Below are 24,337 nucleotides of genomic sequence, written 5' to 3' on the forward strand. Positions count from 1 at the left end.
GGCCCGTCTCAGACGCTGCCACCTGATTTACCGCTGACGCCGATCATGTCGCTGGTATCGCCATTCTGGGTCCGGATGGCGATGGACCGGATTTGCGGCTCGGGCCTGGGGCGACGCAGATCGATATGCAACAGACCGTTCACCAATTCGGCGCCTACCACCTCGATGCCGTCGGCCAGCACAAAGCTGCGCTGGAACTGGCGTGCGGCAATGCCGCGATGCAGGTAAACGCGATCCTTGTCGTCAACCTGCTTACCGCGGATGACAAGCTGGTTGTCTTCGGTAGTGATTGAAAGATCACCAGTGCCGAAACCGGCCACCGCCAGCGTGATGCGCAGGGCATCCTCGCCGATCTGTTCGATATTGTAGGGCGGATAACCTTCCGAACCGGTTTTAGCGGCCCGTTCGATCATGCGCTCGACATGATCGAAGCCCAGCAATAGCGGGCTGGAGAATACGGATACGCGCGGCATGGTCATCGGACTCCTTGTTCAAGCGAGTGCCGCTGGGGCCCTGGAAGGCACCCCAACGCCAATGATGTGGTGATCGGCGGCTTGCAGATCAAGACCCGGGCCGGCAGGATGCAAAAGCAGAAAATGGAGGGAATGGTGGCCGAATCTGGGCTGGAAATCGCGACTTTGGGCGTTGTCGGGGCAGGGGCGATGGGGCGTGGAATCGCCCAGGTCGGCATGACCGGCGGCATGACCGTGCTACTTTATGACGCCGCGGCCGGCGCTGCCGCGAAGGCGAAAGAGGCTGTTCTGGCCCAGCTCGACCAGATGGCTGCCAAGGGACGGCTCGATCCGTCGGCCGCCGAAGCGGCCAAGCAGCGCCTGACCGTGGTGGACGACCTGAAGGCCTTTGCGCCGGCCGACCTGGTGGTCGAGGCGATTGTCGAGAACCTGGCCGTGAAACAGGAGGTGTTCCGCCAGCTTGAGGCCATCGTCAGCCCGGATTGCCTGCTCACCTCGAATACCTCGTCCCTGCGAATCGCCAGCATTGCCAGCGCGTGTCAGCGCCGCGGACGCATTGCCGGCCTGCACTTCTTCAACCCGGTGCCACTGATGAAACTGGTGGAAGTGATCCGGGCTCCGGCCACCAGCGACGAAACGGTGGCGGCGCTGATCCGCGCCGGCGAGCGCATGGGGCGTGCGCCCGTGGTGGTGCAGGACAGCCCAGGCTTCCTGGTCAACCTGGGTGGCCGCGCCTACACCCAGGAAGCCCTGCGCATCGTGTCGGAAAGCGTTGCCTCGCCCGCCCAGGTCGATGCGGTGATGCGCGACAACTGGGGTTTCCGCATGGGGCCCTTCGAACTGATGGACCTGACCGGCATCGACGTGAATTTCCCGGTCAGCCAGATTATCCATGAAGGCTATTTCTTCGACCGGCGCCTGGCGACCACGCCGCTGCACCAGTCGCTGCGCGAAAGCGGGCAGCTCGGCCGCAAGACGAAGCAGGGCTTCTTCACCTATGGCGAGGACGGCAAGGCTCAGGCGCCTTCGGCCGACACCACCAGCGCCGCGCCGCCAGCGACACGCGTTGTGCTGGCGCAGGAAGATGAGGCCCTGGGCGAATTGCTGCGCGGGCTGGGCCTGGAAGTCAGCGGATTCGACGATGGCGACAGCGCCATCCTCTGCGCGCCGCTGGGCGAGGACTGCAGCACTTATGCAGCGCGGCTGCAACTTGATCATCGCCGGCTGTTCGGTCTGGATATCGCCGGCAAGCTGGATCGGCGCATCACCCTGATGCGACCGCCCGGTGCCCGGCGTGACCTGCTGGATGGTCTGGTGGCGCGGTTCCATGCCGCGGGCCGGGCGGTCACCGCGATTCACGACAGCCCAGGCTTCATCGGCCAGCGCATCGCCGCCATGGTGGCCAATCTGGGCTGCGAGATGGCGCAGATCGGCGTGGCCAGCCCGGGCGACATCGACAAGGCGATGACCATGGGGCTGAATTACCCCTTCGGCCCGCTGGCCCTGGCCGACGCGATGGGGGTGGAGGCCGTGCATACGGTGCTGATGCAACTGCAGGCGATCACCGGCGACGACCGCTACCGCCCCAGCCTGTGGCTGCGCCGTCGCGCACTGCTTGGCCTGTCAGCCCTGACGGAGGACTGAGCCGCTCAGGCCAGCAGGCGAACGAAGGGTATAGACTGGTCAAAGCCTTTCAGTTCAGCAGCCTCATGGCGCAGCTCGCGATCCTGCAACAGCGGCGTGACGGCAGGATCGGCAGCCAGGTTCTCGGAGAGAATGACCTCGCCGCCGCGACAGCGGCCCTGCAGGCGGGCGGCCAGGTTTACCGTGCTGCCGAAGTAATCCAGCCGCTCGTTCAGGTTCACGGCGATGCAGCGTCCGCCATGCAGCCCCATCTTCAGCACGATGGCTGCGTCGATGGCGCGGCCTTCGGCGGCGGTTTCCTCGCGGTATTCGGCATTGAAACCGCCTATGCGATCCCGGATTTCCAGTGCGGCGCGCACGGCCTGTTCGGGCGTAGCGAAAGCCGCCATCACGGCATCGCCGATGGTCTTGACCAGGGCGCCGTCATGGTCGCGTATGGTGGCGGCCAGAAAGGCGAAGTGCCGCCGTACCAGACGATAGGCCGCGCCATCACCCAGTCGTTCATACAATGCGGTCGAGCCTTCCAGGTCGGTGAACATCAGCGTCACGTTGTCGATGCCGACATCCTCACCCGCGCGCAGCACCTGGCTGGGCAGCAGGTCGCGGAAAGCCTGCATGGTGGTAACTTCATGGGCGGTGAGGGCGTCCCGCAGCCAGTTGCGCGTCTCGATCACGAAGGTGAGTTCGCGGGCGGTACGGTTGTGGAAAACAATGCCGCCGATGGTCTGGCCGGGTTCGCTGCGGATGGCGAAATCGGGTGTGGTGGCGGTTTCCGCAATCACGGCCGGAAATGCGCCGCCCTCGTGCTGCACAAGGCATTCGCCGCCGGGTTCCAACGTGCGCAGACGGTATTCACCGGCCGGCAGCGTGGCCGCGGTCAATCGCTGTTCGCCTGGCTGCAGGATCTGCTGCACCAGGATATGCCGCGAGACATGCGGGCCGCCCATGCAGAATTCGCCCTCGGCGATGCTGCGGATGCTGGGGGCCGGGCTGAAGCTGATCTCGATATTCCGGGTGAAATTTCCGTCGTAGCTGATGTTGCAGGATGGACAATGCGCTTGGCGGGGCAACTGGTCGAGGCTCGCGGCGCCGGCCTTGGCGCCGCCGCAGCGCGGACAGAGCAGGTTCCACGACAGACCAAGCATGCCGACGCGGGTCGCTTCCAGGCAGAGTTCGACCGCATGGCGTAACGGCACCTGCCAGTCGCGTGCCAGCTTACGCGGACGAATACGCACCAGGTCGACCTCCTGGGCGGTTTCGATATGCTCGGCAAGCCGCTCACCCAGGCCATGGGCATAGGGCGTGTGGGCAATCTGCTGGGCCATGCTGGCCAGCCGCTGTTTCTGTTCCGGGCTTGCGGCGGGCGGTGTATAGGCAAATGGCTGCTCGGTCTGCCCGTCCACGAAGGCGCCGGCATGGCGGATCATGTCTTCCAGGCCCTTGCCGATCTTGTCGAGAACGCCGCTCGCAAACAGCAGGTGGCCGGTCACGCCGCGTGGCGCGCCGCTCAGGCGATATGTGATGCGGCTGCCGCCATCGGCGGTCGCTTCCAGCTTGAGGGATGGGGCCAGATACTGCAGCGGTCCGCGACGGAAAACGCGACGCTGACGGAATTCCCTCTCCGCCACCCATTCAAACGGCGGGTCGTCCCATTCCACTGTCACGCCCTTGTAACGGGCGCTGGCCTTGCGCTTCACCGATCCGTCGGGCTGGGTGACTTCCTCTACGGCATAACGCGGGGTACCAGCCGCTTCGTTGAAGCGGGCGGTATCGGACAGGTATGGCCAGAGTGCAGCCGGCGGCGCCGGCAGTTCCCAGACCCAGACGCGATCATGGTGGCGTGGCATTGCGGAATCCCAGACAAGGAATTAGCGCGTCGCCGACTATGGCAAGGGTGCGGATGCCCCGTCAGCCTATGGAATTTACCAGAGGTGGCTACTGACGCGGTGGCTGAGGCGCTGCCGGCGGTTCGGCGGAAAGCGGCGCTGGCTCGGTCGCCATCGGCTGTTCCGGTTCTTCGATGACGGTCTGCATGCCGGTGGGTGCCACGGCCACCTGCGGCGGATTGCGTCGGCCAGGCGGGGTCATCGGCATGCGAGGGTCGGCCAGCGGCCGCGGCGGAGCGGGCAGGGCGCGGCCTTCCAGCGAATAGGGGTCGGGCTCGCCATAGCAGTCCACGCCGCCGAGGGTTTTGAAGCACCAGACTTCCTGGCGGTCGGTCGGCTTGTAATTGCTGACGCAGTAGGTGCCATCGCTGACCAAGTTGAGGGGATTGCAGGTGACTTCCAGGCGCCGCTCGATCCTGGTTTTGACCAGTTCGAAGCCGATGCCGAGTGCCAGGGCTTGGGTGGCGGGCGTCAGATTCTCGCGCTCGGTCGAGCAGCCAGCCAGAAGACCGGCCAGCAGCAGCGGCAGCACGAAGACTTTGCAGATCGCGGTACGCATGGCCATTCTCCTGCGCGGCATCTTCTGGATGCCTGTCAGCTATTCTAGCTGCGGCATTATCGCGCGATCAGCCATCAATATACAGTTAAACGATATGGTTAACCGGTTATGGGCAGACGAATCCGGAATGTCGTGCCTAGCGGTCCGGTGCGGGCCAGTTCCAGTTCACCGCCATGGGCGCGGATCAACTCGCGCGCGATGGCCAGTCCCAGGCCGGTGCCGCCGTTGCGGCCGCCGCGGAAAGGCTCAAAAAGGTGGCTTTGGGCGGTTTCATTCAGGCCGGAACCGGTATCGGCGATCTCGATCACGGCCTCGTCGCCACTGATCGCGGCCGCCACGCGCAGGTCGCCGCTTTCCGGCATGGCCTGCACCGCGTTGCGCATCAGGTTGTTCAGCACGCGATAGAGATGCTCTGCATCGGCCGGCAGGCTCAGGTCCTCCGGCACGGCGTTATGCCAGCGGATGTTGGCGTCGCCGGCCAGAGCGAGGCCGGCGGCCACGTCCTCGACGAAATCGCGCAGCATGATGGTTTCCGGTTCCGGCGCGCGTTCCTCGGCCTTGCCATAACGCAGGGTCTGGGCGCAGAGCGCGATGGCGCGATCCACCGCGCTGATCAGCCGTGGCGTCACCTGGCGCACCGTGGGATCGTCGGAGGCGGCCAGGCGATCGGAGACCAGTTGCGCGGAGGCCAGCATGTTGCGTAGATCATGGCTGATCTTGCTGACGGCGATTCCCAGCTGGGCCAGACGGGCGCGCTGGGTCAGGGCATGGCGCAGGTCCTGCTGCATCACGTGCAGCTCGTGTTCGGCTAGGCCGAGTTCGTCGCGGCGCGATGAGGGCCGGATGATCTGCCGTGCGTCTTCGGGTGCAGCGCGGAATCCGACGATGCTGCCGATCAGCCGCTGCATCGGCCTTACCAGCAGCCATTGCAGGCTGAGATAGACCAGGCCGGCCGTGACCAGCGAGATCAGTAGAGACAGCGAAAATATCCGCCATGAGAAATCGCGCAGGGCATCGGCCAGCGGCGCGGTCGGCAACACCAGTTCGATGCGCGTTTGCGGATCGCGCGGCGAGGGCCCCACCACGCGGATGAAGCGGTCGGCATTGCCGGACAAGGTGACGACGGCATCCACGATGGCTTCCCACCACATCCAGTTCGACAGGTCGACCGGCTTGCCAAGCATGGGCAGCTCCTGACGGTCGCTCAGGATCAGGGCGTTGGATTCCTGGCGACGCATCGCCACCAGCTTGCCGCCGACATTGCGCAGCAGTTCGTCTTCCAGTTCGGCGCTGACCATGGCGTTGGGGGCGGCCAGCAGGGCCAGGGCGGCCTGGTCGGCCAGTTCTATGCGCGCCTCCAGATAGCTGATGCGGAACCGCGCCATCGAGGGCAGGTAAATCAGGATTTCGGCCAGCATGACAAAAAGAATCGTCAGCAGCAGCAGCCTGCTGGAGAGGCTGATCGCGTTGGCCGGCCGTTGCGGCGGTGCGGCCGATCCGTCATGCAGGGGCGGAACATCCATAAAGATATTATACGCTACCAGTCAGTCGAAGCGCGCGAGAAACTGTACGATCCGCCGGGTTAGGGGGGAGAACAGTTTCGGGCGGTAGAAATCCGCCGCCGCCCGTTTAGCGGCTTCGCCACGATTCGGATACGGCACGAGCAGGCCTTGCATGGCGCCGATGCCAAGCCGCTTCTGCATGGCCAGTATCCAGGGCTGGATCAGTTCGCCGGCCTCCGCCCCCACGATAGCGGCGCCCAGGATGCGCCCGCGCGGCGACACGATGGCCTTCACTAGCCCATCGGTACGCCCTTCCGCACGGGCCCGGTCGTTCTCGGCGAAGGGCCAGCGCAGGATGGTGATGCGGTTATGGCGGGCCCGGGCCTCGGTTTCGTTCAGGCCCACCGCTGCCAGTTCGGGGTCGCCGTAGGTCACCCTCGGGATCAGGCTGTGGTCGGCGGTGGCCGGCAGGCGGAACAACGCGTTCTTCAGCACCACGCCGGCATGATAGCTGGCGGTATGAGTGAAGGGGCTGAGGCCGGTGGCATCGCCGATGGCAAAGACCCGTTTGTTCGTGCTGCGCAGCCGGCGGTCGACGGTGACACCACGGGTATCGGCGGCAACACCACCCCTGGCGAGGTCGAGCGATTCAAGATTCGGGTTGCGGCCGGTCGCCACCAACAGATGCGAGCCAGCGATGCGGTCGATGCCGCCATCGGCATGGCGAAGCGTCAGCACGATGCCGGAGACGGTGTTTTCCGCCTGCGTCACTTCTGTCCGTTCATGCAAAACGACGCCATCTTCGCGCAGGGTGTCGATCAGCAGGCTGCCGAGTTCGGCGTCTTCCCTCGCCAGGCAGGTCAGGCGTTCGATCAGGGTGACCCTGACGCCGATCCGGCGAAACGCCTGCGCCAGTTCGACGCCAATCGGTCCGCCGCCGAGGATCATCAGATGGATCGGCGGTTCGGTCAGGTCGAAAACCGTTTCATTGGTGAGAAAGGGAATCGTATCCAATCCGGGGATCGGCGGAATGGCCGGGGTGGAACCGGTGGCAATGACGATGCGGCGGGCCCGGATCGTCGTTGCGCCGGCCTGCAGAAGGTCGGGGCCGGCAAAGCGCGCCTCGGCCTGCAGGACGCGCACACCCAATGCCGCGAAGCGTTCTGCCGAATCATGCGGCGCAATGGTGGCAATGGTGTCCTTGACATGCCGCATGACGGCCGGAAAATCGATGTCCGGCTCGTCATAGCGGATGCCCAGCTTTGCGCTCTGGCGCCAATGCGCGGCATGCCGCGCGGCGGCGATCAGGGCCTTTGAGGGCACGCAGCCGTAGTTCAGGCAGTCGCCACCCATGCGGCCACGCTCGATCAGCACGGTGCTGGCGCCCATCAGTGCGGCACCAGCGGCAACCGAAAGTCCGCCGGAACCACCGCCGATCACGGCGATGTCACAATCGATCCGTTCTGCCATGGCTTACTCCTGTCCGGGACGGCGACGCCGCTTCAGCCAGACCGGCAGCAAAGACAGCAGAGCCAGCAGAGTCAAGGCAATCAGGATTTCCAGGCTGAGCAGGCCGGCTACGCCAACACTACCGGATTGCTCCAGCGTCGTGTCCAGCCCATGGCCCAGATAGGTGAAGACGAAGGTGCCGGGCAGGATGCCGATGGCGGTGGCAGCGATGTAGGTGCGCAGCGGAATGCCGAAGAAGGCGGGGGCGATGTTCACCAGCCAGAACGGAAAGGCCGGCACCAGTCGCAGGAACAGCAGATAATGAAAACCGTTATGACGAAGTTCATGCTCCAGTGCAGCTAGCCGGGGTCCGGCCTTGTGGCGCAAGAAGGCGGCAAGGTGGTCACCCAGCGCCGCGCGGGCAGCCAGGAAGATGGCCGTGGCACCAAGGGTGGCGCCCAGCGCGGTCCACAGGGTTCCCAGCCATGGGCCGAAAAGGAAGCCACCGGCCAGCGTGACCAAGCTGGCGACCGGCAGGGAAAAAGCGACCGTCAGCGTATAGAACACAAGATACGCCGCGACGGCCGGGACCGGATGGAGTTCGATCCAGCGGCGCAGGCCGGCCTGCTGGTCCCGCAGGATGGCAAGATCGAAATACCGGCCCAGATCCAGGATCAGGAACAGCGCCAGCCCGAGAGCCAGCAGGAGCAGCGGAAGAAACCGACGAGTCTGCATTCGGAGGGTCTTTGAACGTTGGGGCCCCCAGCGGGCCGGACATGGATTGTCGGAGCCTTGTTTTTGCCCCAATCTGGCAGCAAAGGGAGTAAAATGCACCCAGACCGGATCGGCCTGCCGACCCGACTCACTCAAACGTGACCCCGCCATCCGGCCGCCTCATCCATGCCGCATATGCCCTGTTCAGTTACAGCCATTCTCCGCGCAACGCTGGCGTTCGGCCGCGTCGCCTGTCTCGCCCTTGTCGTTGGCTCCGCCTTGTCGCCCGCTGGGATTCTCACGGCGCAGGCGCAGACCACAGCGGGCCCCATCGAGACCCGAAAGCCCGCCGACTGGAATGCGGCGTTGGGCGCCATAGAGCGGCAGTTACGCGATCCGCGCATGGATGACGAGGGGTTTGTGGCGCTACGCGCCAGCCTCGACCGTTTGCGCGTGGCGGCCACGGAAGAGCGAGACCAGTTCAAGCAGGCCGCCACCGCTGCGCAGACCCAGCTCGATGCGCTGGGCCCGGCACCGGCGGCGGGACAGCCGCGCGAGTCGGCGGCCGTGGCCGATTCACGCCGGCAGTTATCCGCCCGGCTGCAGGCGATGCAGGATGGCGTAAAGCAGTCAGAACTGGCGCTGGCCCGGATTGTCGCCCTGCAGGATCAGGTCGCCGACGAAGCGCGCCAGCAATTCACCCGACAGCTGATTTATCGTGGAGCGTCGCCGTTCAGTCCGGTTTTCTGGCACGATGGGCTGGCTGATATTGTCGCCGCCGCTCAGGAGGTAAGGGCTGCGCCGCAGGCCTGGTTGGAAGCAGATGGCGATCGTCGTGCAGGCTCCACCACCTTGATGCAGATGGCCGTGGTTGCCTTGCTGGCCGTGGTCCTTGTGATCCCCGCGCAGCGCTGGCTGCATCGCCACTACGGCGTCCGTCCTGATACGTCGGATCCGTCGCCGGTGCGTCGCACTGTGGCCGCTTTCACGGAGCTGATGAATCGCACAGCCATGCCTCTGGCGGTGCTGTGGGCAGTATACGGCGTGGTGGCTGGCAACGGCTGGGCCGGTGGTATGGTCGGAACGATGCTGCAGGCATTGCTGCAGGCGCTCAGCCTGGCGCTGCTCGCCTATGGCCTAGTCTATGCCATCCTGGCACCGAACAATTCGGCCTGGGCGGTGATCCAACTGCCGCAGCCGCAACGCGACAGTCTGCTCCGTCGTGTGGCGGTTTTTGTGATCGGCATCGTACTGCTGAGCATCCTGGTCGTGCCCTCGCGGTCGCCCGATTTCGGTGGGGCGGGACGCGATCTGGTCATTGCTGCCGTGGCGTTGTTCCTGGTGCTGGTCAATCTGGGATTTGCCGATCCCCGGCTCTGGCGCCAACTGGGCGAGGACCTGCGGCCGCTCCGCCTGCTGACAGGAGCTGTCTTCGCGCTGAATCTTGTGGCGCTGGCCGCGATCCTGCTCGGCTATTACAGCGCTGCCGCTTTCCTGTCCTTTGCGCTGCTTGGCTCGGCCCTGGCCCTGGCAGCCTACAGCGTTGTGCGCACGGCAATCCGCGATGGCCTGAACAATCTGGCCGATAGCCCCGACAGCCGGTTCCGTAGCCTGCGACAGCCGCTGGGGCTGAGCGGCCCGATGAGTACCACGACCCAGATATTCCTCGGGTTGCTGGTCGATGTCGTCCTGTTCTTCCTGCTGCTGATCGCACTTGCGCTAGCCTGGGGCATGAGCGGCGCGACGCTGGTCGCCTACACGCTGGAACTGTTCTATGGCGTTACCATCGGTCCGGTGACCATATCGCTCGGCAATATCCTGGGGGCCATCGTTGTTCTCGTTGTCGGTGTCGGCATCACGCGCCTGCTGAGCGGCGGGCTCAATACCCGGTTGGAACAGCAAAGCGGCATCGACCCCGGCGTGCGCAATTCGATGGTGACTGGTCTGACCTATGCTGGTTATCTGCTGGCAGGCGTCGCAGCCATCGGCGCGGTTGGCCTCGATCTGTCGAACCTCGCGATCATCGCCGGCGCATTGTCGGTGGGTATCGGTTTCGGCCTGCAGAACATCGTGAACAATTTCGTTTCGGGCCTGATTCTGCTGATCGAACGCCCGGTCAAGGTCGGCGACTGGGTGGTGGTCGGAGATCGCGAGGGGTATGTCCGCCGCATCAACGTGCGCTCAACCGAAATCGAAACCTTTCCGCGCGCCTCGGTGATCATCCCCAATTCCGATCTGATCTCCAGCCCGGTGATGAACTGGACGCATCGCAACCGCTTGGGGCGCGTGGATATCAATATCGGCCTGGCCTACGGGACGGATGTCGAGAAGGCGCGTGATGTGCTGCTGGAATGCCTGAGCAAGCATCCCGACATCCTGAGCATTCCCGCGCCGATGGTGGTGTTCCGTGATTTCGGCGACAGCGCGTTGATGTTCGCCTTGCGCGGCTTCATCGCCGATGTAGAGCGCCGCATGATGATCGAGAGCGATCTGCGGTTTGCCATCTACAAGGCCTGCAATGCCAATGGCATCGAGATTCCCTACGCGCAGAGCGACGTGCATCTGGCCGATATCGACAGACTGGAAAAGATGGCCATGGCTCTGGCGGGTAACAAAAAACCGGCTGCGGACTAGCCGCAGCCGGTTGAAGCAGGAAGATTCTGGGTATCAGTTCGGTCGCGGCAGGTCGAAGAGCAGGATTTCGGCGCCATTGGCGGCAGCGATCTCGATCTTGCCTTCGCCGACCAGCGCGACGCCGGCCCGGGTCGCGACCTCCTGACCGTTCACCGTCACCGTGCCATCGGCCACCACCAGATAGCCCATGCGGTTCTCCGGCATGTCGAAGCTGGCCGTGGCGCCCTTGTCGATCAGGGCGCCATACAGCGTGGCGTCCTGATGGATCAGCAGCGTGCCGGGGTTGGCATCCATCACCGATTGTTCGCCCGAGGCCAGCGGTACCAGACGGTTGGCGCGGTCGCCCTTGGGAAACGCGGCCTGATCCCAGCGTGGCTTTAGCCGGGTCTGACGCGGTTCGATCCAGATCTGGAACAGATGCGTCAACTCGTCCTCGGCATTCCATTCCGAGTGCATGATGCCGGTGCCGGCCGACATCACCTGCACGTCGCCGGCCGGGGTACGCCCCTTGTTGCCGAGCGAGTCCTCGTGGCTGATGGCGCCCTTGCGAACATAGGTGATGATTTCCATGTCGCGGTGGCCATGCATCGGGAAGCCGGATTGCGGCTGGATTTCGTCGTCGTTCCACACGCGCAGCGGCCCAAAGCCGAAGCCCATCGGAGCAGCGACGCCCGAGAAGTTGAAATGAAACCGGCTGTTCAGCCAGTCGATTTGCATACGACCGAGACGGTCGAAAGGAATGACATGGATCACGGGAACCTCCATCGGATGCGGCGGCCCGCAGGCCGCCGCCCCGGAGATAATTGTTACGCCTTCAGCTTGGCGGCAATAGCCGTCACATGCTTGCCCTGGAAACGGGCGGTCTTCAATTCCACTTCGGTCGGCTGGCGGCTGCCATCCGCACCGGCGATGGTGCCAGCGCCGAGCGGCGAACCGCCTTTAACCGCGCTGACATCCATGGTCTCGGGGATGGCATAGGGCAGGCCGACGATCACCATGCCGTGGTGCAGCAGGGTGGTGTGGAAGCTGCTGGCGGTGGTTTCGTTGCCGCCGCCGGTACCGGTCGATACGAACACGCTGCCGACCTTGCCGACCAGCGCGCCCTTCACCCACAGACCGCCGGTCTGGTCGAGGAAGGTGCGCATCTGGCCGCTCATATTGCCGAAGCGGGTGCCGGTGCCGAAGATGATGGCGTCGTAATCGGCCAGTTCGGCCGGATTGGCGATCGGCGCGGCCTGGTCCCACTTGCCGCCGGCCTTCTTGAAGGCTTCTTCCGGCATGGTTTCCGGCACACGCTTGATCGTCACCTGCGCACCGGGGACTTCGCGAGCGCCGGCGGCGATAGCGTCCGCCATCTTTTCAACATGGCCGTACATCGAGTGATAAAGCACGAGAACCTTGGTCATTGCCGTCTCCTTGGCGTCTGGGGTGGTTTGGTCTCGCTACGAAATTTAAGCATGGAATAATTAGAAACAATCTGATATTTGGAACATTATTGTTTCCTAATAGAAACAAATGCAGGGATATGGATCATTTAGCCGACTTGGCTGTTTTTGCCCGTGTAGTGGAAACCGGTGGCTTCAGTGCCGCCGCGACCACTCTTCGGCTGTCCAAATCGGCGGTGTCGAAACAGATCGCCCGCCTGGAACAACGACTGGGCGCCCAGTTGCTCCAACGCACCACCCGGAAACTGTCGCTCACCGAGACCGGGCGCATTGTGCTGGAGCATGCCCAGCGCGTGCTGATCGAGGCCGAGGCCGCGGAGGCCGCCGTGCAGAACCTGCAGGCGATGCCGCGCGGCCTGTTACGGGTGAACCTGCCCATGAGCTTCGGGCTGGCTTATGTCGCGCCGCTGCTGCCCGAGCTGCTGTCGTTGTATCCCGAGCTGCGCGTCGATCTCACCTTCAACGACCGGCTGGTCGACCTGATGGAGGAGGAGGTGGATGTGGCGATCCGCATCGGCCATCTGGCCGATTCCAGCCTCACCGCGCGGCGTCTGGCGCCGGTACGGCCGATCACCTGCGCGTCCGAATCGTATCTGCGCAAGGCCGGCGTGCCGCTGAAACCCGACGATCTGCGCCAGCATGAATGCCTGCTCTACAAATACCTGCCCGAGCCCGACATCTGGCGTTATGAAGGACCCGGCGGTCCCTGGGCGGTGCGCGTCGGCGGCCGGCTGGTGACCAATAACGGCGACGTGCTGCGCGCCGCCGCCGTGGCGGGCCATGGCATCGTGCGTTCGCCCAGCTTCATCGCCGGTCCCGATATCGCCGCCGGTCGATTGGTGCCGCTGCTGGAGGCCTATGAGCCGGCACCCCTGGGTATCCATGCCGTCTATCCCGCCCAGCGGTTCCTGACGCCAAAGGTGCGCGCTTTCATTGATTTCCTGGCCGAACGGTTCGCGCCCCATCCGCCCTGGGAGTGTGTCCTGATAGACACAGCCGGGCAGGGCAAAAGACGGCCTGCATGAACCCGGTTTACGGCCCCCGCCGGCTATGCTATCGAACGGGCGCGACAAGAGGACGCAGTCTCATGACCCGCCAGTGGCGACATCGACGAGCTCGTACCGGCGCACCGGCCCAGCGACGACAGATGCAATCGCATCTGCAATCGCGAAAGCGGTGCGCGGCGGCCGTTTGCGCCTACTGAAGCGGGATCATCGTCTCTCAAGACTCCGACCGATATCAGCTTCTCCGATGAGCGCGAACCGCCGGCCGAACGGACGGAAGGCTCAGGCCAGCCGTCCGCCTGTGGTCTCCGAACTTGTTGCCGGAAGCAAGCTGATGTTCCCCATTCTGCCAGAGCGGCCCTCTGACGCCGCCCAGATCGATACCCTGCTCGACCTCGCCTTCGGTTCCGAGCGGACCAAGAAGACCGTCTATCGGTTGCGCGAGAATGTCGCGCATCTCAAGCCGCTGGCCTTCGTCGTGCGCGACGAGGACGGCATCGTGCTGGGATCCATCCGCTATTGGCCGGTCGCCATCGGCGAACAGGCGGCCCCGGCCATCATGCTGGGCCCCGTGGCCGTGCATCCGGATTACCAGGGCCAGGGCATCGGCCGCGCGCTGATCCGGCACAGTCTCTATGCTGCCACTAGGCTGGGCCACCGGCTCTGCATCCTGGTCGGCGACAAGCCCTATTACGAACCCTTCGGTTTCGTGAGCGCGGCCGACCGGGGCATGGAAATGCCGGGCTGGGTCGAGCGCGAGCGGTTCCAGGTGATGGAACTGGCCGCCGGCGCACTCAAGGGTGTGGCCGGCATGGTGGGCAAGCCGCCACGCGGCAAGCGCAAGGCCGCCTGACCGTGGCGCGCGCTGTTGTCGCCTGCGATGACCGCGCCGTCCTGCTGCTCGACAGCATCACAGAAATCCGGCCGGAGGATGCCGGCCATGTCGTGGTGGCGGGCAGCCATGGCGGCGGCAGCGCCGTGCGTTATGCCCTGGATGTTCCGCTGCTGGGCTGTTTCTTCAACGACGCCGGCATCGGCAAGGATCGGGCCGGCATCAGCGGCTTGTCTCTGCTGGATTGCCCGACACTGGCCTACGGCCATGCCAGCGCGCGAATCGGGGATGCGGCCGATGGCTGGCAGAATGGCATCGTCACAGCATTAAATCCTGCCGCCGCCGCAGCGGGCCTGCAGGTGGGAATGACGGTCCAGATGGCTGTCCGCGCGTTGCTGCGTCACTAGCGGCTTTCGCGCCGCCACATCAGCATCAACGCGGCCAGAACGACGGCGAGCAGCGCCAGCGGCAGCACCAATGGCGTGATGCTCAGTCCGGTCACCACGAAATCGTTCTGGCGGTATAGTCCAAGCCAGTTGCGGCCGCCGGCCTCGCGGGCGGCGGTGCGGGTCGGCTTGTCGATCATGCGGATGTCGGGCATGCCGTCGCGCAGCCAGCGCAGGCTACCATTGCTGGCATCGGCCAGTGGTTTGAGCAGGGCTGGCGTGGCGCGCGGATCGGCGAACTCGCGGGGATTGATCGCGCCGACGGTGGCCACCGTCTCCTTCTCGCCATCGCGGATACGATAGATGCCGGGCTGGTCGACGCTCAGCGCGTTGCTGGCCAGGCCATCGCCGCGCTCTTCCAGGGTCAGCTGGGTCTCGCTGCCGTCGGGGCGCGTGATGGTGACCGGCTCGCGGCTTTCCTTCAGGCTGCGGCGTTCCACTTCGATCCGATTGCCCCGGGCCTCAGCGCGCAGGGCTTCTTCCTCCAGGTCCGGTTCCTTCATCAGCCAGTGAGCCAGCCGGCGCAGCAATTCGCCCTGCGGTCCGCCGGTCTCGAAGCCGCGCGACCACAGCCAGACGTGATCGGAATAGAACTGCGCCACGCGGCCCTTCTCGATCCGGTCCAGCACCAGCAGCGGTTCGCGATTCGGGGTCTCCAGCAGATTGTTGCCGCGCATGACGTCCACGTTGATCACGCGGAACCAGCGGCTCCAGGTCGGATTGCCGTTTTCGCCCACCGAACCGGGCAGACCGGCCGTGACAGGATGGCGCCGACCCAGATCGCTCAGGTGCGCCTGGAACGGCTCGGTGCGCACGGTGCCGGTCGGGCGGCCGGGGAAGATGTCGGCCAGCGGCGTACGGTAGAGGCTCAGCGGCGTGGCATAAGCCGGGCCCGATACCTCAAGGAAGGCGCCGCCGCGTGCCACGTAGTTGGCGATATTCTCGAAATACGAGGTCGGCAGGATGCCGCGCCGCCGATAGCGATCAAAGATGATCAGGTCGAACTCGCTGAGTTTGAGTTCGAACAATTCTCGGATCGGGAAAGCGATCAGCGACAGCTCGCGGATCGGCGTGCCGTCCTGTTTGTCGGGCGGCCTGAGAATCGTGAAATGCACTAGGTCGACATTGGGATCGGCCTTCAGCAGGTTGCGCCATACGCGTTCGCCGGCATGGGCTTCGCCGGTGACCAGCAGCACCCGCAGGCGGTCGCGCACGCCATTGACCGAAAGGGCGACGCGGTTGTTCAGCGGCGTCAGTTCATTCGGCACCGGCAGTACTTCAAATTCCAGCAGGCTGCGCCCGGCGCGGGGAAGCTTGAACGGCACCGTGATATCGCGCCCGACCGGCACCGAAAGCGTGCGTTCGCCAGCTTCCTGCTGGCGGAAACGCAGTTCGGCCATCTCGCCGGGTGCCGCCGCGGTATCGTCCACGCGCAAGGTGACGTTGAGGTCCTGATTCACCATGCCGAAGGTGGGCGCGTTCTTCACCACCAGGCGACGGTCGCGTTCATCCGGCCGGCCGGTCAGCAGCACATGCACCGGCGCCTCGGTCACATCCTGCGCCGCGGCGATCTCGGGCAGGTCATGCACCTGGCCGTCGGTGACCAGGATGCTGCCGGCCAGGCGATGGCGCGGCAGGTCGCTTAAGGCCAGGGTCAGGGCCGAGAATAGGCGCGTGCCTTCATCGCGGTCGGCATTCTCCGCCGCGGGCTTGCCGCCGCGCACATAGCGCACTTCCAGGCTCTCGATGGCGCCGAGCTTTTCGCGCAGGATCGCCTCGGCCTGTTCGGCCTGCTGACGGCGGTCGCCAATGCCCTGGCTCAGGCTTTCATCCACCACCACCACGGCGATGTCGGGCAATGTGGCGCGTTCCTCGCGCCGGGCCACCGGATTGGCCAGCGCGCCCAGCACCAGCAGGGCCACCAGAGAGCGCAGCAGGGTGCCGCGTGCGTTGCGCCACAGGCCGAAGCCGGTGAGCAGCAGCGCCAGCACCGCGCAGGCCAGCAGCAGCGGCCACGGCACAAGGGGGGCTAGGTCGAAAGTGAAGGCGCTGGTCATCAGTTGCCCAGCCGTTCAAGCAGGGCCGGCACATGCACCTGGTCGGCCTTGTAGTTGCCGGTCAGGGTATACATCATCAGGTTGATGCCGAAGCGATAGGCGAATTCGCGCTGCCGAGGATTGTTCGGCACGGTGACGGCCAGTGGCCGGCCGTTGGCATCCATGGCCCAGGCGGCGGCGTAATCGTGGCTGCCGATCACGATGGACGTGACGCCATCCTTGTCGCCGCCGGGATTGCGCTCCACCCACAGCGTGCCGCCACTGTAGCGGCCGGGGAAATCCTGCATCAGGTAAAACGCCTTGGTCAGTACGTGATCGTCGGGCACCGGCATCAGCGGCGGGATATCGAGCTTGGCCAGCAACTGGCGCAGCTTTTCAGTATTCGGACTGGCCGCCGTGCCGCTCAGGCCCATCGCCTGGTCGCGGGTATCGAACAGGATCAGGCCGCCGGTCTTCATGAACTGGTCCAGCCGGCGCAGGGCGGCATCGGAAAGCTGCGGCTGGGCCGGACTGATCGGCCAGTAGAGGAATGGCAGCAGCGAAATGTCGTCGGCTTCCAGATTGACGCCGAGCGGCTCGGCCGCCTCGATCGAGGTGCGGCGATACATCACCTCGGTCAGGCCATAAAGGCCGGCGCGACTCATCTGGTCGATATCGGCCTGACCAGTGACCACATAGGCCAGCCGCAGGTCGAGCGAGGCCTTCAGTGCGAATTCATCCCCAGCGGACAATGTGCTGCGGCGTGGCTGCGCCTCGGTGTTGGCGGTGAATAGCGCAGCCAGCAGCATGGCGGCAGCGGTCGCCGGCCGGCGCAGGCGCGGTAGCAGGCCGCGCAGGGCCAGACCGATCAGCCAGTCGGCCAGGAACAGCAGCAGCGCAGCACTGAGCAGCCATGGCAGCAGGCGAGTTTCGCGGCTGCTCTGGTCGAGGTTCAGCAGCGTTACATCGGCGGGCCAGCGGTCGATGGCATGCAGGACGGTGCCGGCATGCACGGCGTTGAGTGCTTGGCGACTGTCGAGACGGCCATACCAGCCCGGTGGATGGCGCGGGCCAGGCTGGATGGATGCCAGCGCCTGAGCAGGCAGGGGCTGCACGGCGGGGCCGGGTTCCACCGAACGGCCAAAGCCGTCCAGCATGGTCAGCGGCGGCAGCGGCAGGCCGGCGGTCTCACCGCTGCCGGCGACGCCATGCGACAGGTCGATCACCTTGCGCAGCATGTCGACGTAGAAGCCGCTCAATGCCAGGTCCGACCACAGCGTATTGGCCGAGGTATGCACCAGGATCAGCCAGCCTTTGCCGCGCTGCGCTGCCGTGACCAGCGGCGTGCCGTCCTCCAGCCGCAGCCAGGTCTTGTCGCCCAGCTGTGGTTCAGGTTCGGCCAGAACCTGACGGCTGACGCTCACCTCGTCGGCGCCGCCCAGGCCATGGAACGGGCTGGTCTCCGGCGTGGGGCCCAGGCGCTGCGGCTGCGACCACGACAGCGCGCCGCCCAGTTGCCGCGCGCCTTGGCGCAGACGTACCGGCAGCAGGTCGTCGGTGGCTTCGGCCATGCGCGGCCCGGCAAAGCGCAGCAGCACACCGCCTTTATCCACCCATTCGGCCAGCTGCTGGCCTTCGCCGCCCACCAGTTGCGCCACATCGGCCATGACAATCACGGCAAGCTCGCGCTGCAACAACTCGGAAACAGGCGCATTGCGCAATTCGGCATAGGGGTTCAGCGCCCGATCCAGATAGAACAGGTCGCCGAGCAGAGGCTGTCGTGTCTCCACCGCACCACCGGAAACCAGGCCGACCGGCCGGCGGCGCCAGCGGTCGTCCAGCAACTGCACCGTGCCGGCCGCCGGCTGCTCCTCGATTTCCAGCCGCGAGAGTTGATTGCGCAATTCGCTCGGCAGGTCGAGCTTCAGCGTCGCCGTCTCGGTGCCGAGGGCGAAGGATACGGTTTCACGCGCAAGTATCCGGCCCTGATCGGTTGCCGCCCGCAGGGTTACGCTGCGTGTGCCGTTGGCGCCTGCCGGACGACGGATGGTGACAGTATCGCCCTGCGTGTTTACCGCAGGCGGCAGCAGGGTAAGGGAAAGGTCCTCACGTCCGGTGTCGATCACGCTGAGCGGGCCCAGCCGCAGCAGCCATTCCGCCAGCGTATAGGCTGCCTCACCCGATTCATCCTCGCGCAGGCCATCGCTCAGCCAGATGGTTTCGGCATCTTCCGGCAGACGGGCCTGATTGAGTGCCTGCATGGCGGCAGTGCGGTCGCTGGGCCAGGCCTTGGGCTGCAGGGCCGCGACGACAGGGCGCAGATCGCCGGCCGGCATCAGTTGTCCGGGCTGGATAGGTTCGCCGCTGGCAGGCGGGGCGGTGGTCAGCAGCAGCGCGGCACGCCCGTCGCGCTGAGCGCTTTCAAGCACGGCATCGGCGCGGGTCAGGCGCTCGCGCCAGCGCGGCGTGGCGGTCCAGCCATCGTCGATCACCAGAACCAGAGGGCGGTCGCTGTTCTGGCTGGTCTGCGGGTTCAGGACTGGTTCGGCCAGGGCGAGGATCACCAGGGCGGCGATCAGCAGGCGAAGCAGCAGTAGCCACAGCGGTGTGTGTGCCGGCGTCTCTTCCTTTGGTTTCAGCAGCAAAAGCAGGCGCAAGGGCGGGAAGGTGACCTGCTTGGGCGTCGGCGGCGTGATGCGCAGCAGCCACCAGAGGATCGGCAGGCTGAGCAGCGCGATCAGCGCCAGCGGCGTTGCGAATGCCAGGCTGCCCAGCGCCAGCATGGTCAGCGCCCTCCGGCGGGCCCGAGGGCGCGTTCGCCCTGCAGAGCCTGATACAGCGCCAGCAGGGCGGTCTGCGGCGTCCTGTCGGTACGATGCTTCAGGTGGCGCCAACCCAGTCTGCGGCAGACTTCGGCCAGTTCATGCTGATGCGCGGCGAAACTGCTGCGCCATTCATCGGCTAGCGATTCGGCGCGCGGCGCCAGCATGGGGCTTTCCCCTTCCAGTCCCAGGAAGCGGGTGCGGCCAGAGTATGGGAAATCCTCCTCAGCAGGATCCACGAGCCGCAGCAGGGTGCCGCGCACGCCCATATCGGCAATCGCGCGCAGACGGCCGGCAATCTCGGGCACCGGATAGAGGAAGTCGCCGATCAGCACCACATGAGCATACCGTGGCAGCGGTTGTACCGGCGGCAGGCTGGCTTCAGCGGTTTCGAAGCGCGAGCGGATCAGGCGTTCGGCGATCCGTTCCAGCACCAGCCGCCCGGCCGAGGGACGCTGGGGATGGCCAAGCAGGGCCACGCGTTCGCCGCCACGCAGCAGAAGGCTGGCCAATGCCAGCAGCAGCAGATCGCCGCGCTCGTCCTTCTGTTCCATGCCCTGAGCCGATTTCCAGCGCATGGACGGCGATGGGTCGCGCCATAGCCAGACGCTTTCGGCAGCTTCCCACTCGTTCTCGCGGATGAAGGCATGGCTGCGCTTGGCGGTCTGGCGCCAGTCGATGCGGGTGATGGCATCGCCGGGGCTGTAGCGGCGGAACTGCCAGAAGGCATCGCCGGGCCCTACGCGACGGCGGCCATGCACACCCTGTTCGACGGTGGCGGCAACCCGTTCGGCGGCAACCAGCAGGGGCGGCAGGAATGCGGCAAAGTGTTCGGCGCGCTGGCGCCGGGCATTCGCTTGTGCTGCCCCGGCCGCTGCCGTCTGGTTCATCGCAGCGGTTCGGTCAGCTTGGCGATGACGTCGGTGACGGTGACGCCTTCGGCACGCGCGGCGAAGGTCAGCGCCATGCGGTGGCGCAGGATCGGCCCAGCCAGCGCCAGCACATCCTCGATGGAAGGAGCCAGGCGACCTTGCAGCAGGGCACGGGCGCGCACCGCCAGCATCAGGGCCTGGCTGGCGCGCGGGCCGGGGCCCCAGGCCACCAGGTCTTCCAGACCGGGCACGTCGCTTTCCTGCGGGCGGCCGGCCCGCACAAGGTTGAGAATGGCTTCCACCACGCTCTCGCCCACCGGGATGCGCCGCACCAGGCGTTGCGCCGCCATCAGGTCAGCCGCGTTCAACACGGTGGGGATGGCTTCCTCGGTGGCGCCGGTGGTGGCGAACAGCATACGCCGCTCGGCTTCGCGATCCGGGTAGCGCACATCGATCTGCAGCAGGAAACGGTCGAGCTGGGCTTCGGGCAGGGGATAGGTGCCCTCCTGCTCCAGCGGATTCTGGGTCGCCAGCACATGGAAGGGCGCGGGCAGTTCATGGCGCTGGCCTGCCACCGAGACCTGACGCTCCTGCATGGCCTGCAGCAGGGCGGACTGGGTGCGCGGGCTGGCGCGGTTGATTTCGTCGGCCATCAGCAGCTGGCAGAAGACCGGACCAGGCAGGAAGCGGAAGGCGCGACGGCCGGTCTCGCTTTCCTCCAGCACTTCCGAGCCGATGATATCGGCCGGCATCAGGTCTGGGGTGAACTGGACCCGGCGGGCATCCAGGCCCAGAACCCGGGCCAGGGTTTCCACCAGCTTGGTCTTGGCCAGGCCGGGCACACCGACCAGCAGGGCATGGCCGCCCGCCAGCAGGGTGACGAGCGTTTCCTCGACCACCTCGTCCTGACCGAAGATCACCCGGCCGATCGCGTCGCGAGCGGTGGCGAGGCGGCCGCCGATCCGCTCGATCTCGGGGAGGATATGTTCGGCGGTATCGCTCAAATTGTGCATGGAAATGAGTATATAGTAGAAGCGAAACGAAAGCCCATATGTCTCATATGACAGTTCCCTCGGCCAAAGCGCCCAGTCTCCAAGATGTGATCGCCCGGTTCGGCGGCGAGGCCAACCTGCGTAAAAAACCGCCGGTCCATTTGTGGAATCCGCCATTTTGCGGCGAAATCGACATGCGGATCGCCCGCAATGGCGACTGGTATTACATGGGGACTCCCATCGGCCGTCCGGCCATGGTGCGACTGTTTTCCAGTATCCTCCGGCGCGAGCCGGACGACAGCTACGTGCTGGTCACCCCGGCCGAAAAATGCCAGATCAGGGTGGATGACGCGCCGTTCACCGCAGTCGAGCTGACCGTGGCGGGCGAGGGGGAGGAGCGGCTGATCGCTTTCCGCACCAATGTGGATGATGTGGTGCCGCTGGATGCCGGGCACCCCCTGCGCGTGACGATGAACCCTGCAACAGGCGAGCCGTCGCCCTACATCCTGGTGCGCGACAGGCTTGAGGCGCTGATCGGGCGTTCTGTGTATTATGAGTTGGTGAACATGGCTGAAGAAACGGAACTGGACGGACGGCGGGTCATTGCCGTGCGTAGTGCGGGTCAATGGTTTCCGCTGGGGGACGCGGCATGAATGCCGAACCGCGGCTGATCACCCAGGCCACGCCGATGCTGGATGAGTTACGCCAGCGGCTGCAGCCGGTCCCCGCATTTGCCGACCTGCCGCGGGAATACCAGGCGGCCGCCAAGGGCGACTTCCAACTCAATCCCGGCTTCACGCCACTCCGCTCCGGCCCGCTGATGCCGGCGGCAGTGCTGGTTCCGGTGGTGTCATATGACGACAGCGAAAAAGTCATCCTGACCAAACGCACGGCGCACTTAAGCAACCATGCCGGCCAGGTCAGTTTTCCCGGCGGCCGGGTTGATCGCGACGATCCGGACGTGATCGCCACGGCCTTGCGCGAGACGGAAGAGGAAATCGGCCTCGACCGCAGCCATATCACCATCCTCGGTGCACTCGACCCCTATGTCACCGGCACCGGATTCGTGGTTGTGCCGGTGGTCGGCCAGGTGCAGCCGGGCTTCAGCCTGCGATTGGCCCAGCACGAGGTGGCCGAGGTGTTCGAGGTGCCGCTGGGCTTCCTGATGGATCGCCGCAATCACCAGCGCCATAAAGGCGTGTTCAATGGCGTCGAGCGGCAATGGTGGGCCATGCCCTACGGCGACTATTACATCTGGGGTGCCACGGCCGGCATGCTGCGCAACCTGCATGAACTGCTGCATGGCGCCATGGCTGGAGACTTGGCATGAGTCGCCTGATTGTCCATCTGCTGCCGCTGCTGCTGCCCTTCCTGCTGTATGGGCTTTACATCTGGCACGTCAAACGCAGCGGCAAGGACGGCCCGGAGGCCACGCCTTGGTTCTGGCTGGCGGCCATCGGCATGGTTCTCGTGATTGTTGGCTTCGTCCTCTGGGGCGCCTTTTTCGAGGAAGGCACCGGCAGCTATGTGCCGGCCCGCCTTGAGGATGGCCGTATCGTACCGGGCCGCATCGAGTAATGACGGCTCCCCTGCCTGAACAGATCCCTCTGGCCGACTGGATGGCGGCTGCGCCGACCCGCGCCGTGCTGGCGGCCCTGGGGGCGGGCGGAGCGCCAGTACGATTCGTCGGTGGCTGCGTCCGCGATGCCATCCTCGGTCTGAAACCCGACGATATCGATCTTGCGACTCCGGAAACGCCCGACGTGGTGATCCGACGGCTGGAAAAGGCGAAGCTGAAGGCGGTGCCCACCGGTATCGCCCATGGCACGGTGACCGCCGTGGCGCCGCCGGGAACCTTCCAGATCACGACGCTCAGGCGGGATGTCTCCACCGATGGCCGCCATGCCGAAGTGCTGTTCGGCAGCGATTGGGCCGAGGATGCCCGGCGCCGCGACTTCACCATCAATGCGCTTTATGCCGATGCCGATGGCCGGCTGCATGATTTCACCGGCGGACGGGCCGACCTGGCCGCCGGGATCGTGCGGTTCATCGGCGATCCCGCACACCGCGTGGCCGAGGATTATCTGCGGGTGCTGCGGTTTTTCCGCTTCCATGCCCGTTTCGCCAAAGGCGCTCCCCATGCCGCGTCCCTGGCGGCTTGCGCGGCTGCGAAAGACCGGCTGGGACGCCTGTCGGGCGAGCGGGTCCGCGACGAACTGCTGAAAATACTGGCGCTGCCGAATGCCGGAACGGCGCTGGCGCTGATGCAGGAAAGCGGCGTGCTGCAGGCGCTTTTGCCCGAAGCCGGTTTTGACGCCGACCGGTTTGACAGGCTGGTCGCCCTGCAGGATGCGGTGGCCCGGGACAGCGAGGTGCAGCCCGAGGTCTGGCCGCGGCTGGCCGTGTTGCTCTCCGTCGGTAATCCCGGAATCGCCGACCGGCTCCGCCTGTCTAATGCCCAGCGGCTCCGGCTCAACGGATTGCTGGCGCCGGCAGCTTTCGACGCGGCCGTCCTGGAAGACGACGCCGCGTTTGCCGAGGCCATGTACCGCCACGGCGCGGAGCGCTACAGGGATCAGGTGCTGCTGCTGGCCAGCGCGGCGCCGGAATGGCAGGAGCTGGCGGTCCGCCGCGCGGTGACGACGGCCACGTGGCAACGACCAGTCTTTCCATTGCGCGGCGCCGATATCCTGGCCCTGGGATTCTCGCCCGGCCCGACGGTCAGCGCTCTGCTCAATGAACTTGAATCCTGGTGGGCGGCCGGGGGATTTCAGGCAAATCGCGAGGCCTGCCTAAAACATTTGCGCACACGCGTGCAGACGACGGTCGAAGGACCATAATCCGAGCCGACGGAACGGACTAACTCTATAATTTTATTCTATTTTTCGCGAATGTTCGCCGTTATGCGGCAGGGGTGGGACGCTAGTCCGGCGCGAGAAATACATACCCCTGAAAAGAACTCGAGCTCCACGTCGGCGCCGTAAACCCGGACGTCGATGTGGAGCTCGAGGCCAAGAACTATGAAAC

General features: G+C 65.4%; 21 protein-coding genes. 9 read left to right on the forward strand and 12 right to left on the reverse strand.

Going from position 1 to position 24,337, the window contains the following annotated elements:
* Positions 1–8: 8 nt before the first annotated feature.
* On the reverse strand, positions 9–473 hold the full coding sequence (locus ACK4FJ_RS12575; protein WP_409766979.1) for an Hsp20 family protein: 465 nt from the start codon (positions 471–473) through the stop codon (positions 9–11).
* Between the two features lie 132 nt (positions 474–605).
* Here ACK4FJ_RS12575 and ACK4FJ_RS12580 point away from each other — a divergent pair, with 132 nt between their 5' ends.
* Positions 606–2,117 carry a 3-hydroxyacyl-CoA dehydrogenase gene (locus tag ACK4FJ_RS12580; RefSeq protein ID WP_409766981.1) on the forward strand — a complete coding sequence of 504 codons (1,512 nt, stop codon included), beginning with the start codon at positions 606–608 and terminating at the stop codon, positions 2,115–2,117.
* 5 nt (positions 2,118–2,122) lie between these two features.
* Here ACK4FJ_RS12580 and ACK4FJ_RS12585 read toward each other — a convergent pair whose 3' ends face one another.
* The 5 genes from ACK4FJ_RS12585 to ACK4FJ_RS12605 form a co-directional block, all read right to left on the reverse strand.
* Entirely contained in the window at positions 2,123–3,964 is a 1,842-nt protein-coding gene (locus ACK4FJ_RS12585; RefSeq protein ID WP_409766983.1) for an adenylate/guanylate cyclase domain-containing protein, read from the reverse strand.
* Between the two features lie 88 nt (positions 3,965–4,052).
* Positions 4,053–4,562 carry a hypothetical protein gene (locus ACK4FJ_RS12590; protein WP_409766985.1) on the reverse strand — a complete coding sequence of 170 codons (510 nt, stop codon included), beginning with the start codon at positions 4,560–4,562 and terminating at the stop codon, positions 4,053–4,055.
* A 98-nt stretch (positions 4,563–4,660) separates the two neighbouring features.
* Positions 4,661–6,085 carry a sensor histidine kinase gene (locus ACK4FJ_RS12595; RefSeq protein ID WP_409766987.1) on the reverse strand — a complete coding sequence of 475 codons (1,425 nt, stop codon included), beginning with the start codon at positions 6,083–6,085 and terminating at the stop codon, positions 4,661–4,663.
* A 21-nt stretch (positions 6,086–6,106) separates the two neighbouring features.
* Entirely contained in the window at positions 6,107–7,534 is a 1,428-nt protein-coding gene (locus tag ACK4FJ_RS12600) for a dihydrolipoyl dehydrogenase family protein (protein ID WP_409766988.1), read from the reverse strand.
* Between the two features lie 3 nt (positions 7,535–7,537).
* Positions 7,538–8,248 carry a TVP38/TMEM64 family protein gene (locus ACK4FJ_RS12605; protein ID WP_409766991.1) on the reverse strand — a complete coding sequence of 237 codons (711 nt, stop codon included), beginning with the start codon at positions 8,246–8,248 and terminating at the stop codon, positions 7,538–7,540.
* A gap of 174 nt (positions 8,249–8,422) precedes the next feature.
* On the opposite strand from ACK4FJ_RS12605, the gene ACK4FJ_RS12610 reads away from it, so the two are divergent.
* On the forward strand, positions 8,423–10,861 hold the full coding sequence (locus tag ACK4FJ_RS12610) for a DUF3772 domain-containing protein (protein WP_409766993.1): 2,439 nt from the start codon (positions 8,423–8,425) through the stop codon (positions 10,859–10,861).
* A gap of 33 nt (positions 10,862–10,894) precedes the next feature.
* Here the strand turns inward: ACK4FJ_RS12610 and ACK4FJ_RS12615 are convergent, their stop codons facing one another.
* Together ACK4FJ_RS12615 and wrbA are read right to left on the reverse strand one after the other, a co-directional pair.
* The gene (locus tag ACK4FJ_RS12615; RefSeq protein WP_409766995.1) at positions 10,895–11,614 is read right to left on the reverse strand and encodes a pirin family protein; all 720 of its coding nucleotides are present in this window, start codon (positions 11,612–11,614) and stop codon (positions 10,895–10,897) included.
* A gap of 53 nt (positions 11,615–11,667) precedes the next feature.
* The gene (gene wrbA / locus ACK4FJ_RS12620; RefSeq protein ID WP_409766996.1) at positions 11,668–12,267 is read right to left on the reverse strand and encodes an NAD(P)H:quinone oxidoreductase; all 600 of its coding nucleotides are present in this window, start codon (positions 12,265–12,267) and stop codon (positions 11,668–11,670) included.
* Between the two features lie 119 nt (positions 12,268–12,386).
* On the opposite strand from wrbA, the gene ACK4FJ_RS12625 reads away from it, so the two are divergent.
* From ACK4FJ_RS12625 to ACK4FJ_RS12635, 3 genes are all read left to right on the forward strand, one after another.
* The gene (locus tag ACK4FJ_RS12625) at positions 12,387–13,331 is read left to right on the forward strand and encodes a LysR family transcriptional regulator (RefSeq protein WP_409766998.1); all 945 of its coding nucleotides are present in this window, start codon (positions 12,387–12,389) and stop codon (positions 13,329–13,331) included.
* Between the two features lie 313 nt (positions 13,332–13,644).
* Entirely contained in the window at positions 13,645–14,163 is a 519-nt protein-coding gene (locus tag ACK4FJ_RS12630) for a GNAT family N-acetyltransferase (RefSeq protein WP_409767000.1), read from the forward strand.
* A gap of 2 nt (positions 14,164–14,165) precedes the next feature.
* Positions 14,166–14,549 (forward strand): hypothetical protein, encoded by a 384-nt coding sequence (locus ACK4FJ_RS12635; protein WP_409767002.1) that lies wholly within the window; start codon positions 14,166–14,168, stop codon positions 14,547–14,549.
* Here the strand turns inward: ACK4FJ_RS12635 and ACK4FJ_RS12640 are convergent.
* Genes ACK4FJ_RS12640 through ACK4FJ_RS12655 form a run of 4 tightly spaced genes read right to left on the reverse strand, consistent with a single transcriptional unit; the run spans position 14,546 to position 21,331 of the window.
* Positions 14,546–16,645, reverse strand: a complete 2,100-nt coding sequence (locus tag ACK4FJ_RS12640; RefSeq protein ID WP_409767004.1) for a hypothetical protein — start codon at positions 16,643–16,645, stop codon at positions 14,546–14,548. The genes ACK4FJ_RS12635 and ACK4FJ_RS12640 overlap by 4 nt on opposite strands.
* The gene (locus ACK4FJ_RS12645) at positions 16,645–19,407 is read right to left on the reverse strand and encodes a DUF4159 domain-containing protein (RefSeq protein WP_409767006.1); all 2,763 of its coding nucleotides are present in this window, start codon (positions 19,405–19,407) and stop codon (positions 16,645–16,647) included. The genes ACK4FJ_RS12640 and ACK4FJ_RS12645 overlap by 1 nt, the downstream gene beginning before the upstream one ends.
* Positions 19,408–19,409: 2 nt before the next feature.
* Positions 19,410–20,336: a DUF58 domain-containing protein gene (locus tag ACK4FJ_RS12650; protein WP_409767008.1), complete on the reverse strand. Its 927-nt coding sequence runs from the start codon at positions 20,334–20,336 to the stop codon at positions 19,410–19,412.
* Positions 20,333–21,331: an AAA family ATPase gene (locus ACK4FJ_RS12655; RefSeq protein ID WP_409767010.1), complete on the reverse strand. Its 999-nt coding sequence runs from the start codon at positions 21,329–21,331 to the stop codon at positions 20,333–20,335. The genes ACK4FJ_RS12650 and ACK4FJ_RS12655 overlap by 4 nt, the downstream gene beginning before the upstream one ends.
* Before the next feature lie 47 nt (positions 21,332–21,378).
* Here ACK4FJ_RS12655 and ACK4FJ_RS12660 point away from each other — a divergent pair, with 47 nt between their 5' ends.
* Genes ACK4FJ_RS12660 through ACK4FJ_RS12675 form a run of 4 tightly spaced genes read left to right on the forward strand, consistent with a single transcriptional unit; the run spans position 21,379 to position 24,150 of the window.
* The gene (locus ACK4FJ_RS12660) at positions 21,379–21,963 is read left to right on the forward strand and encodes a DUF1285 domain-containing protein (RefSeq protein ID WP_409767012.1); all 585 of its coding nucleotides are present in this window, start codon (positions 21,379–21,381) and stop codon (positions 21,961–21,963) included.
* Positions 21,960–22,640 carry a CoA pyrophosphatase gene (locus ACK4FJ_RS12665; protein WP_409767015.1) on the forward strand — a complete coding sequence of 227 codons (681 nt, stop codon included), beginning with the start codon at positions 21,960–21,962 and terminating at the stop codon, positions 22,638–22,640. The genes ACK4FJ_RS12660 and ACK4FJ_RS12665 overlap by 4 nt, the downstream gene beginning before the upstream one ends.
* Positions 22,637–22,888 carry a DUF6111 family protein gene (locus tag ACK4FJ_RS12670; protein WP_409767017.1) on the forward strand — a complete coding sequence of 84 codons (252 nt, stop codon included), beginning with the start codon at positions 22,637–22,639 and terminating at the stop codon, positions 22,886–22,888. The genes ACK4FJ_RS12665 and ACK4FJ_RS12670 overlap by 4 nt, the downstream gene beginning before the upstream one ends.
* The gene (locus tag ACK4FJ_RS12675; RefSeq protein WP_409767019.1) at positions 22,888–24,150 is read left to right on the forward strand and encodes a CCA tRNA nucleotidyltransferase; all 1,263 of its coding nucleotides are present in this window, start codon (positions 22,888–22,890) and stop codon (positions 24,148–24,150) included. Before ACK4FJ_RS12670 ends, ACK4FJ_RS12675 begins: the two co-directional genes overlap by 1 nt.
* Positions 24,151–24,337 lie beyond the last annotated feature (187 nt).

Source organism: Ferrovibrio sp., assembly GCF_046297595.1.
GTDB lineage: Bacteria > Pseudomonadota > Alphaproteobacteria > Ferrovibrionales > Ferrovibrionaceae > Ferrovibrio.